General features: G+C 50.3%; 10 protein-coding genes. 7 read left to right on the forward strand and 3 right to left on the reverse strand.

Features of this window, described 5'->3' with window-relative positions; all coding sequences use genetic code 11:
- The first annotated feature begins 25 nt into the window (after positions 1 to 25).
- Complete coding sequence (gene msrA / locus BSPA111_RS16105; protein ID WP_183272167.1) at positions 26 to 742, forward strand: peptide-methionine (S)-S-oxide reductase MsrA; 717 nt, start codon at positions 26 to 28, stop codon at positions 740 to 742.
- A gap of 35 nt (positions 743 to 777) precedes the next feature.
- Here the strand turns inward: msrA and yhhY are convergent, their stop codons facing one another.
- Positions 778 to 1,281: an N-acetyltransferase gene (gene yhhY / locus BSPA111_RS16110; protein ID WP_183272168.1), complete on the reverse strand. Its 504-nt coding sequence runs from the start codon at positions 1,279 to 1,281 to the stop codon at positions 778 to 780.
- A gap of 441 nt (positions 1,282 to 1,722) precedes the next feature.
- On the opposite strand from yhhY, the gene BSPA111_RS16115 reads away from it, so the two are divergent.
- The 5 genes from BSPA111_RS16115 to gntU all read left to right on the forward strand — a co-directional run bounded on the left by BSPA111_RS16115 (position 1,723) and on the right by gntU (position 6,724).
- Complete coding sequence (locus BSPA111_RS16115; RefSeq protein ID WP_183272169.1) at positions 1,723 to 2,760, forward strand: oxidoreductase; 1,038 nt, start codon at positions 1,723 to 1,725, stop codon at positions 2,758 to 2,760.
- A gap of 123 nt (positions 2,761 to 2,883) precedes the next feature.
- The gene (locus BSPA111_RS16120; RefSeq protein ID WP_183272170.1) at positions 2,884 to 3,579 is read left to right on the forward strand and encodes a pirin family protein; all 696 of its coding nucleotides are present in this window, start codon (positions 2,884 to 2,886) and stop codon (positions 3,577 to 3,579) included.
- Between the two features lie 94 nt (positions 3,580 to 3,673).
- Positions 3,674 to 4,669, forward strand: a complete 996-nt coding sequence (gntR, locus tag BSPA111_RS16125) for a gluconate operon transcriptional repressor GntR (RefSeq protein WP_183272171.1) — start codon at positions 3,674 to 3,676, stop codon at positions 4,667 to 4,669.
- Positions 4,670 to 4,853: 184 nt separating this feature from the next.
- Positions 4,854 to 5,384 (forward strand): gluconokinase, encoded by a 531-nt coding sequence (gene gntK, locus BSPA111_RS16130; RefSeq protein ID WP_183272172.1) that lies wholly within the window; start codon positions 4,854 to 4,856, stop codon positions 5,382 to 5,384.
- Positions 5,384 to 6,724: a gluconate transporter gene (gntU, locus tag BSPA111_RS16135; protein ID WP_183272173.1), complete on the forward strand. Its 1,341-nt coding sequence runs from the start codon at positions 5,384 to 5,386 to the stop codon at positions 6,722 to 6,724. Before gntK ends, gntU begins: the two co-directional genes overlap by 1 nt.
- Before the next feature lie 55 nt (positions 6,725 to 6,779).
- On the opposite strand, the gene xylB is transcribed toward gntU, so the two are convergent.
- A complete protein-coding gene (gene xylB, locus BSPA111_RS16140; RefSeq protein WP_183272174.1) occupies positions 6,780 to 8,234 on the reverse strand; it encodes a xylulokinase in 1,455 nt (484 codons plus the stop codon).
- A 70-nt stretch (positions 8,235 to 8,304) separates the two neighbouring features.
- Positions 8,305 to 9,627, reverse strand: coding sequence for a xylose isomerase (gene xylA / locus BSPA111_RS16145; RefSeq protein WP_183272175.1), 1,323 nt, complete (start codon positions 9,625 to 9,627; stop codon positions 8,305 to 8,307).
- Positions 9,628 to 10,003: 376 nt separating this feature from the next.
- On the opposite strand from xylA, the gene xylF reads away from it, so the two are divergent.
- Positions 10,004 to 10,996 carry a D-xylose ABC transporter substrate-binding protein gene (gene xylF, locus BSPA111_RS16150; protein ID WP_183272362.1) on the forward strand — a complete coding sequence of 331 codons (993 nt, stop codon included), beginning with the start codon at positions 10,004 to 10,006 and terminating at the stop codon, positions 10,994 to 10,996.
- The last annotated feature ends 45 nt before the right edge of the window (positions 10,997 to 11,041 follow it).

Raw genomic sequence — 11,041 nt, forward strand, 5'->3', positions numbered from 1 at the left:
GATATAAACGATAAGTGAGCTTCCTTTGAAAACGACTCGAAAAAGCGTTCGTCATTACAGCCTGATTGCAGGCCTGATCGTGGCATCTGCCTTTGTCTTTCAGACCAATGCCTGGTCGTGGGGTGGGGCGGAGTCCGCAGTGGTTATCCCTGCGCCTGTTCGTGACGAAGCGCCAGGCACGGTGCACAGTGAAACCGCGCTATTTTCTGGCGGCTGCTTCTGGGGAATCCAGGGGGTCTTCCAGCACGTTAAAGGTGTGACTAATGCGGTATCGGGTTATGCCGGTGGTGATGCTAAGACCGCGAGTTATGAACAAGTGAGCGGCGGCGATACGGGACACGCGGAAACCGTGCAGGTCACCTACGACCCGACGCAGGTCACTTATGGTGAACTGCTGCATATCTTCTTTTCGGTGGGGCACAACCCAACCGAGTTAAACAGGCAAGGTCCGGATACGGGCACTCAGTATCGTTCTGCCGTATTTCCGTTGAATTCAGAGCAGGCTGAAGTGGCAAAAGCGTATATCGCCCAACTGAATGGCAGCCACAGTTACGACAAACCTGTCGTGACGAAAGTAGAAAGTAACGGGCATTTCTATCCGGCGGAGGCTTACCATCAAAACTTCTTAAACGATAATCCTGATTACCCGTACATTGTGATTAACGATTTACCGAAAATTAAAGACTTGCAGCAGTATTTCCCGAAAAACTACAGCAGTCAGGCGGTACTGGTAAAAAAATAAATAACAATCAGGGGAGGTGATCTCCCCTGATGCTGTTACTTCGCAGCTGGCTTAAACCGCGCCATAAAATAGGCATCCACATACTGCCCGTCGCGTAGTGCATAGTTTTTGCCGGTGCCTTCAATCTCAAACCCGAATTTGCGGTAAACCGCAACGCCGGGTTTGTTATCAACAAACACCGTCAGCTCAATACGTTCGATGCGTAGCCAGTTATCGCACAGGTCTGTCATTGCGGCCAGTAATGCTGTCGCCACGCCTCTTCCCTGATAATTGCTGTCTACGCCTATGCCAAAAGTTGCCACATGGCTGCGGCGTGGGTTTTGTTCCACTGTTAGCATCAGTTGCCCTACAACTTTTTCGTCTATGCACGCCACAAGGTTGCGACTACCGGGTTTTAGTTCGGTCACACGCTCGGTGAAAAGTGCAAGCGCTGGATGAGGAATATGCAGTGTGTCGCGGTACAGCGCCGGTTGGGCATAAATTTGCTGCAATGCTTGCGCATCGTTGATTTCCGCGTGACGCACTACGACCTCGCTCATTCCTTTTCTCCTCAAATGGTTAGGTAACCCTTTCAACATTATTGACTTTTTAGTTTTCGTCAACTGCTATGTTTTTCTAAAAAACAGTAGACAAGTGCGAATGATAATGATTATTATTGCCATGCGTTCAGGGGAGACCCCTACGGAGACAACCTGAAAGCACGACATTGCTCACATTGCTTCCAGTATTACTTTAGCCAGCCTTGCGCTGGCTTTTTTTTATCCTTCGTATTTGAAGCTGTAGCTGCTTTGGCTGCACTCTCTCACCCAAATCACTTACATAAGTAAGCTCATTGGGATTCGTTCCTTTGCCGCCTTGCTACAGCTCCAACTACTTTGGCTAAAATGGGAATATAGGCCCCTGGCATCCACCAAAAAATCAAGCCATCCGCCACTGAATCGAGTAGGGTAATTGCAATTCAAAGTCAAAAGGATGAAGCAATGACCCTACACTGCGCTTTTATAGGTTTTGGCAAAAGCACCACCCGCTATCACCTCCCTTACGTTCTGGTTCGTAAAGATAAAATCCACGTCGCGCACATTTTCCGACGTCACGAAAAACCGGAAATCGAGCAGCAACCGCAATACAGCCACATTCATTTCACCAGCCAGCTCGATGACATATTGAACGACCCGCAGGTCAAGCTGGTGGTGGTTTGTACACATCAGGATAGCCATTTCGAATACGCAAAACGTGCGCTGGAAGCGGGTAAAAACGTGTTGGTGGAAAAACCCTTTACCCCGACACTTGCCGAAGCTAAACAGCTGTATGAACTGGCTAAATCCAAAGGGCTGACCGTTACGCCGTATCAGAATCGCCGTTTTGACTCCTGCTTCCTGACGATGAAAAAAGCCATCGAAAGCGGCAAGTTGGGTGAGATTGTCGAAATCGAAAGCCACTTTGATATGTATCGCCCGGAAGCCCCAACCAACCCAGGCCAGCCTGCGGACGGTGCATTTTATGGCCTTGGCGTGCATACCATGGACCAAATCATCTCTCTATTCGGTCGCCCGGATAAAGTCGCCTATGACATTCGTAGCGTGCGCAACAAAGCCAATCCAGACGATACCTTTGAAGCACAGCTTTTCTATGGCGACATGAAAGCCATCGTGAAAACGAGCCATCTGGTGAAAATCGATTACCCGAAATTCCAGGTTCACGGCACCAAAGGCTCGTACGTGAAATACGGTATCGACCAACAAGAAACCAGCCTGAAGGCGTATATCATGCCGGGCGAACCGGGTTTTGCGGCAGACAGCAGCGTCGGTGTGCTGGAATATGTCAATGACGCGGGCGAAACCGTGCGCGAAGAGATAAAACCGGAGCAGGGTGACTACGGGCGTGTGTACGACGCGCTGTATGAAACCATTGTTCATGGGGAACCTAATTACGTCAGAGAAATTGAAGCATTGACCAATCTTGAGATCCTCGAACGCGGCTTTGAACAGCCTTCTCCTTCTGTCGTGACCCTCGCATAGCCCTCATCAGACGCCTCGTACTCGTTCACTTTTTTTGAACAGAGGCGTCAATTTTCACCCACTATGATCATTTCCGATTCGGGTCCACACTTAGCCCATCAAACGAATTGCGGAGAAATGAAGATGATCTACTTAAGAAAAGCTGAAGAACGTGGTCACGCGAATCATGGTTGGTTAGACAGCTGGCATACCTTCTCATTTGCCAACTATTACGATGCCAATTTCATGGGTTTCTCGGCGTTACGTGTGATTAACGAAGACGTGGTGGAAGCGGGTGAAGGTTTTGGTACTCACCCACACAAAGACATGGAAATCCTGACCTATGTGCTGGAAGGTGCGGTGGCGCATCGGGACAGCATGGGTAACGAAGAAAAAGTTCCAGCGGGCGAATTCCAGATTATGAGCGCTGGTACCGGGATTACTCATTCCGAGTACAACCCAAGTAAAACCGAGCGTCTGCGTTTGTACCAAATCTGGATCATGCCGGAAAAAACAGGCATCACGCCGCGTTACGATCAGCGCCGTTTTGATGCGCCACAAGGTCGCCAACTGGTGCTGTCACCCGATGCGCGTGACGGTTCGTTGAAAGTGAACCAGGATATGGAATTGTCCCGTTGGGCTCTGGCAAAAGACGAACAGTCTGTTTATCAGATTCCGGCAGATCGCCGCATCTGGATTCAGGTCGTGAAAGGCGATGTGTCTATCAATGGCACTCAGGCGAAAACCAGCGATGCCATTGCTGTGTGGGATGAACAAGCCATATCTGTTCATGCAAACAGCGAAAGCGAAATTCTGTTGTTTGATTTGCCGCCAGTCTAATCGTTACCCGTCACATCCTTCTCCTTTTAAGGGGAAGGATGTGCCTTGTCCGTGCTAAACTTCGTTGTCGATAGCCAACCCGCACAGCAGGACAATGAAAAAGAAAAGACCGGTATTACAGGACGTTGCAGACCGCGTTGGAATAACCAAAATGACGGTCAGTCGCTTTTTACGTAACCCTGATCAGGTTTCAGCCGCGTTACAGGTGAAAATTGCCGCAGCCCTTGATGAACTTGGCTACATTCCAAACCGCGCACCTGACATCCTTTCAAACTCAACAAGCCGCGCAATCGGCGTGTTATTGCCCTCGCTGACCAACCAGGTTTTTGCTGAAGTGCTGCGGGGTATTGAAAACGTTATTGATGCTTACGGTTATCAGACCATGCTCGCGCACTACGGTTATAAACCGGAGTTAGAAGAAGAGCGTCTGGAGTCGATGCTTTCCTGGAATATCGACGGGCTGATCCTCACTGAACGTACGCATACTCCGCGCACTTTGAAAATGATCGAAGTGGCGGGTATTCCGGTCGTGGAATTGATGGACAGCATTTCCCCTTGTCTCGATATCGCCGTTGGGTTTGATAACTTCGAAGCGGCACGCCAGATGACAGCGGCGATTATTGCTCGCGGTCACCACCACGTCGCTTATCTCGGCGCTCGTCTGGATGAGCGTACCGTCATCAAGAAAAAAGGGTACGAGCAAGCAATGCATGACGCAGGGCTTGTGCCATACAGTGTGATGGTCGAACAATCTTCTTCATATTCCACCGGTATCGAATTGTTCCGCCAGGCGCGTCGTGAATATCCGCAGCTCGACAGTATCTTCTGTACTAACGATGACTTAGCCATCGGCGCGGCATTTGAATGCCAACGCCAGGGTCTGAGTATTCCAAAAGATATGGCGATTGCTGGTTTCCACGGTCACGATATTGGCCAGGTCATGGAACCGCGTCTTGCCAGCGTGTTAACACCGCGTGAACGTATGGGGCGCATTGGTGCTGAGCGATTGCTGGCGAGAATTCGTGGCGAAACGGTCACGCCGCAGATGTTAGATTTAGGCTTTACGTTGTCGCCTGGTGGCTCAATTTAACGCCGCGTCGTCAAGTTGCAGGCACATCGGCTGCAACTCAGATTATTTACGCCATATTTTTTGATTTAGTTCACACTTATTCACTTTTTAAGTGAATGGTTATTGCTTATTGCGAATGCTCTCCTGACAATGTTACCGATAACAGTTACCCGTAACAATCTACTGCGCCAGTCGGAGCTACGCTATGAGTACTACCAACCATGACCACCACATTTACGTCCTGATGGGCGTCTCTGGCAGCGGTAAATCTGCTGTTGCTAGTGAAGTTGCACACCAACTCAACGCGGCATTCCTTGACGGTGACTTCCTGCATCCACGTTGCAACATCATGAAAATGGCGTCTGGTGAGCCACTCAACGATGAAGATCGCAAGCCGTGGCTGCAAGCATTAAACGATGCGGCTTTCGCCATGCAGCGCACCAACAAAGTCTCCCTGATAGTTTGCTCTGCGCTGAAAAAAGTCTATCGCGACCAATTACGCGACGGTAATCCAAATCTCTCCTTCATCTACATGAAAGGCGATTTCGAGGTGATTGAAAACCGCCTGAAAGCGCGTAAAGGTCACTTCTTCAAAACGCAGATGCTGGTGACTCAGTTTGAAACGTTGCAAGAACCTCAGTCTGATGAAACTGATGTGATGGTGGTGGATATCGACCAACCTCTTGAAGGTGTCGTGGCCAGCACTATTGATGTGATTAATAAAGGCCGGGTGTAGTGAGTACATTAACGCTTGTTTTAACAGCAGTAGGTTCAGTTTTACTGCTGTTATTTTTAGTGATGAAGGCGCGGATGCACGCCTTCGTTGCTTTGATGGTGGTTTCCATTGGTGCAGGGATATTTTCCGGGATGCCGCTCGATAAAATCGCGGCAACCATGGAAAAAGGGATGGGCGGAACGCTTGGCTTTCTGGCTATCGTGGTCGCGCTCGGCGCGATGTTTGGTAAGATCCTTCATGAAACCGGCGCGGTAGACCAGATTGCGGTCAAAATGCTGAAGTCTTTCGGCCACAGTCGCGCTCACTATGCGATTGGCCTGGCAGGCCTGATTTGTGCGCTGCCGCTGTTCTTCGAAGTCGCTATTGTGCTGCTTATTAGCGTGGCCTTTTCTATGGCGCGCCACACCGGCACCAACCTCGTTAAACTGGTTATTCCTCTGTTTGCAGGCGTTGCAGCGGCGGCGGCATTTCTGCTGCCTGGGCCTGCGCCAATGCTGCTGGCCTCTCAGATGCACGCCGATTTTGGCTGGATGATCCTGCTGGGCCTGTGTGCTGCGATCCCGAGCATGATCATTGCGGGGCCGCTATTTGGTAACTTCATCAGCAAATACGTCGAGCTGCACATTCCTGACGACATCACCGAGCCGCACCTGGGCGAAGGCAAACTACCATCGTTCGGTTTCAGTCTTTCGCTGATCCTGCTGCCGCTGGTGTTGGTTGGTATGAAAACCATCGCTGCGCGTTTCGTCGAGCAGGGCTCCACGTTGTACGAATGGCTTGAGTTTATCGGCCACCCGTTCACCGCGATTCTGGTTGCCTGCCTGGTGGCGATTTACGGTCTGGCGTATCGCCAGGGTATGGCGAAAGAGAAGGTTATGGAGATCTGTGGCCACGCGCTGCAACCGGCGGGCATCATCCTGCTGGTTATCGGTGCGGGTGGCGTATTCAAACAAGTGCTGGTGGATTCAGGCGTAGGCCCGGCATTGGGCGAAGCGCTGACAGGCCTGGGTTTGCCGATTGCGTTGACCTGCTTCGTGCTGGCGGCCGCGGTGCGTATCATCCAGGGTTCTGCAACCGTTGCCTGTTTGACCGCAGTTGGCCTGGTGATGCCTGTTATTGAACAGCTCAACTATAGCGGTGCGCAAATGGCAGCATTGTCGATTTGTATCGCAGGCGGTTCTATCGTTGTGAGTCACGTCAATGACGCCGGTTTCTGGCTTTTCGGTAAGTTTACCGGCGCCACCGAAGGGCAAACCCTGAAAACCTGGACCATGATGGAAACTATTCTCGGCACCACTGGTGCGGTTGTCGGGATGATTGCCTTCACTTTATTGTCCTAACAGGTAGCTCGCTCTGCCGATTCGCCAGAGCGAGCTATTCAAAGCCCAACTCCCTTCACGACATCAGTGGCAACAACTGCTGATAAATCTGGTTAAACACTTTACGACGCGTTTTATAGTGCTCATGCCGCGCCATGTCTGGTTTGTGTTGTTGCTCAAGCGATAACTGCGGTAACAACGCTTGCAGCGGTTTATCCGGCGACATCGCGATTTGCGCCAGGCGAGCCGCACCAAGAGCTGGGCCTACATCCCCTCCCGTACGATAATCCAGCGTTTGCCCACTGATATCTGCCAGCATTTGCCGCCAGTACGGGCTACGTGCGCCGCCGCCAATCAGTGTGACACTTTGCGGCGTGACTCCGCAGGAATGCACGACATCCATCCCATCGGCTAATGCATAACCCACGCCCTCAAGCACGGCGCGAGCCAGTTCTGCGGGCCCATGCTGGTGAGTCAGGCCGAAGAAAACCCCTTTTGCCTGTGGATTGTTGTGCGGAGTGCGCTCGCCAGACAGATACGGCAGGAACCAGATATCTCCTGCATCTTGATTCGCGCTTTCAGCGGCAGCCAGCAATGCCGGAACATTACCCAGACCCGTTAATTGAGCAGCCCAATCGAGACACGATGCGGCGCTAAGCATCACCGACATGAGATGCCAGCGATGGGGTAAAGCATGGCAGAAGCTGTGAACGGCACTTTCTGGTTTACTGCGAAAACCATCACTGACCGCGAAGTAAACGCCTGAAGTGCCGAGCGATAACATCGCTTGCCCAATATCCATCATGCCGACACCGACGGCACCCGCAGCATTATCGCCACCGCCAGCAACGACTTGCACAGCAGGCATATTCCACGCCTGAGCGACGTCAGCTTTCAACGTGCCGGTAATTTCACAGCCTTCGAATAAATCTGGCATGTGCTTGCGGCTCAACTGACATGCATCGAGCATGCTGTCGCTCCAGTCTCGCTTCGCGACATCCAGCCACATAGTACCTGCGGCATCTGACATATCGCTGGCAAAAACACCCGTCATACGCAGTCGCAGATAATCCTTCGGTAACAGGACTTTATCTATTTTCGCGAAAACATCAGGCTCATGGTGTTTCACCCAAAGTAGTTTGGGCGCGGTGAATCCCGGCATCATGAGGTTGCCCGTTATTTCGCGTGAGTTGGGCACGCTTGCTTCCAACAAAGCGCACTCTTCTCCACAGCGGCCGTCGTTCCATAAAATCGCCGGGCGCAGTACGTTCTGCTGGTTATCGAGCAGTGTTGCACCGTGCATTTGCCCAGCAATCCCCAGCGCTTTCACATCTTTAAGAGAGTGCTGCTCGCCGAGGGCTTTCATTGCCCGGTCTGTTGCTTGCCACCAGTGATCCGGATCTTGCTCCGACCATAACGGATGCGGACGTGATACCGTCAGCGTTTCAGTCTGTGAAGCCAAAACCTCGCCTTGCTCTCCAAGCAAAATCGCTTTAACACCCGATGTTCCGAGATCAATTCCGATGTACATAGTGGCTGTTCCTTATGACCGCGCTACGTAAACCGTAGCGCGGGAAGTCGTGAATAATCGAACAGTAAACTTACTTGTCGAACAGATAGTGATTCACCAGGTTTTCCAGCAATTCCTGGCGACCGCTCTGATGCTGCGGATTCAGGTTATGCTGTTCAGCGTACTGTGCAATCTGTGAAAGTGACATTTGGCCTTTCAGAATTTGCTGACCCAGTTCACCATTCCAACCGGCGTAACGTTTCGCAACGCGCTTATCCAGTTCGCCATCTTCAATCATGCGAGCGGCAATTTTTAGCGACAGCGCCATGACATCCATCGCGCCAATATGGCCATAGAACAGGTCGTACTTATCGGTGCTTTGACGACGTACTTTGGCGTCAAAGTTCAGGCCACCCGTGGTGAAACCACCTGCTTTCAGAATTTCGTACATCACCAGTGAGTTTTCTTCCACGCTGTTCGGGAACTGGTCTGTATCCCAACCCAGTTGCGGGTCGCCACGGTTAGCATCGACGGAGCCGAAGATGCCCAACGCAATTGCGCTGGCGATTTCATGATGGAAAGAGTGGCCAGCAAGAGTTGCATGGTTCGCTTCAATGTTAACTTTGATCTCTTTTTCCAGACCGAACTGTTTCAGGAAGCCGTAGACCGTCGCAACATCGTAATCGTATTGATGTTTGGTTGGCTCTTGTGGTTTAGGTTCGATGAGCAATGTGCCACGGAAACCAATTTTGTGTTTATGCTCAACCACCATCTGTAAGAAGCGGCCAATTTGCTCACGCTCCTGACGTAAATCGGTATTGAGCAGTGATTCGTAGCCTTCACGCCCGCCCCACAGCACATAGTTTTCGCCGCCCAATTGATGAGTCGCATTCATCGCGGTAACGACTTGTGTTGCGGCCCAGGAGAAGACTTCCGGGTCCGGGCTGGTAGCCGCGCCTGCACCATAACGAGGATTGGTAAAGCAGTTGGCCGTACCCCACAGCAATTTCACGCCGCTTTCCTGCTGTTTTTGTGCCAGCACTTCGGTCATTTCTGCGAAATTGTTCAAGTACTCTTTCAGTGATGCCCCTTCTGGTGAGACGTCCACATCATGGAAGCAGTAATACGGAACATTCAGTTTGTGGAAGAATTCGAAGGCTACGTCCGCTTTTAGTTTTGCAAGACCTAATGCGTCACCTGCGCGTTGCCACGGACGTTCGAAAGAACCAGCGCCAAACATATCAGCACCATTCCAGCAGAAGTTATGCCAGTAACAAGCAGCAAAGCGCAGGTGTTCTTCCATACGTTTACCCAGCACGATTTCATCTGGATTGTAGTGGCGAAATGCCAGCGGGTTAGCGGTTTTAGGGCCTTCAAAACGTACACGTTCAAGCTGGTCGAAATAGGTTTGCATAATTGACTCCGTAATCATGGGGACGGCAAGTAAGCGATTCTGTAACCATCCTGTATTTTCCCTGGAACTTGCTCAATTACGTTATTTCACACTGCGATTAAGAGAATGCTCAAATGTGCGCTGTCTCGCAAAAAAGCTTAAAATAATGAATGAAACATTTCGAGGGATATTCCAATAAATAATGCAAGGGGTGGTTTTGTTAAATTAAAACCCGATCGCCATCATAAATTAACAATTAAACCAAAAAACATAATGAGAAGATAAAAATCTATAATTGCTGGATTCGCATTCACAGACAACAATTCCAGTCGGTCAACAGATGTTAATAATTTTTAATCCGATTTATTCCAACCCTATACAGGTATAAAAAATGAGAATGAAGATTAAGAACCTCTTACTAACGTTGTGTGCCTCACTCGTTCTAACCAGCACCTGCAGCATCGCAAAAGAAGTGAAGATCGGCATGGCCATCGATGATTTACGCCTCGAGCGCTGGCAGAAAGACCGCGATATTTTTGTTAAAAAAGCCGAATCGTTGGGGGCGAAAGTCTTTGTTCAGTCGGCTAATGGCAACGAAGAAACGCAAATGTCGCAAATAGAAAACATGATCAACCGTGGCGTAGATGTGTTGGTCATTATTCCTTACAACGGCCAGGTGTTGAGTAACGTCATCGCGGAAGCCAAAAGAGAGGGGATAAAAGTATTAGCTTATGATCGCATGATTAATAATGCAGACATTGATTATTATATTTCCTTTGATAATGAAAAAGTCGGTGAACTTCAGGCGCAAAGCATTGTTAATAAAGTCCCTTCTGGAAATTATTTTTTGATGGGCGGGTCGCCGGTTGATAATAATGCCAAGTTATTCCGCGAAGGGCAGATGAAAGTATTAAAGCCCTATATTGACAGCGGGAAAATAAAAGTTGTCGGCGACCAATGGGCAGATGGATGGTTGCCTGAGAACGCATTGAAAATTATGGAGAATGCGCTGACGGCTAATAACAATAAAATTGATGCCGTCGTTGCGTCAAACGATGCAACGGCAGGTGGGGCAATCCAGGCGTTAAGCGCCCAGGGGCTGGCGGGCAAAGTGGCGATTTCCGGCCAGGACGCGGATTTAGCCGGTGTGAAACGTATCATTGCCGGTACGCAAACCATGACGGTTTATAAGCCCATCACCAAGCTTGCGAATACAGCCGCTGAAATTGCTGTGGAATTAGGCGAAGGAAAGCAACCCGCTTCCGATGCCACTCTCAATAACGGCGTTAAAGATGTCCCTTCACGCCTTCTGACACCCATCGAAGTCGACAAAGCCAATATAGACAGCACCGTTGTGGCTGACGGTTTCCACAAAAAGAACGAGCTATAGCCCCTGCGCCCGTGCTTTGTCACGGGCGATACCCACCCTTAAAAC

The sequence above is a fragment of the Buttiauxella sp. A111 genome (assembly GCF_014189855.1).
Classification (GTDB): Bacteria; Pseudomonadota; Gammaproteobacteria; order Enterobacterales; family Enterobacteriaceae; genus Buttiauxella; species Buttiauxella selenatireducens.

Coding starts and splice junctions, on each gene's coding strand:
- BSPA111_RS16115 (WP_183272169.1), top strand. CDS start 1,723: ATGACCCTACACTGCGCTTTTATAGGTTTTGGCAAAAGCACCACCCGC.
- gntK (WP_183272172.1), top strand. CDS start 4,854: ATGAGTACTACCAACCATGACCACCACATTTACGTCCTGATGGGCGTC.
- xylF (WP_183272362.1), top strand. CDS start 10,004: ATGAAGATTAAGAACCTCTTACTAACGTTGTGTGCCTCACTCGTTCTA.
- yhhY (WP_183272168.1), bottom strand. CDS start 1,281: ATGAGCGAGGTCGTAGTGCGTCACGCGGAAATCAACGATGCGCAAGCA.
- BSPA111_RS16120 (WP_183272170.1), top strand. CDS start 2,884: ATGATCTACTTAAGAAAAGCTGAAGAACGTGGTCACGCGAATCATGGT.
- gntR (WP_183272171.1), top strand. CDS start 3,674: ATGAAAAAGAAAAGACCGGTATTACAGGACGTTGCAGACCGCGTTGGA.
- xylA (WP_183272175.1), bottom strand. CDS start 9,627: ATGCAAACCTATTTCGACCAGCTTGAACGTGTACGTTTTGAAGGCCCT.
- xylB (WP_183272174.1), bottom strand. CDS start 8,234: ATGTACATCGGAATTGATCTCGGAACATCGGGTGTTAAAGCGATTTTG.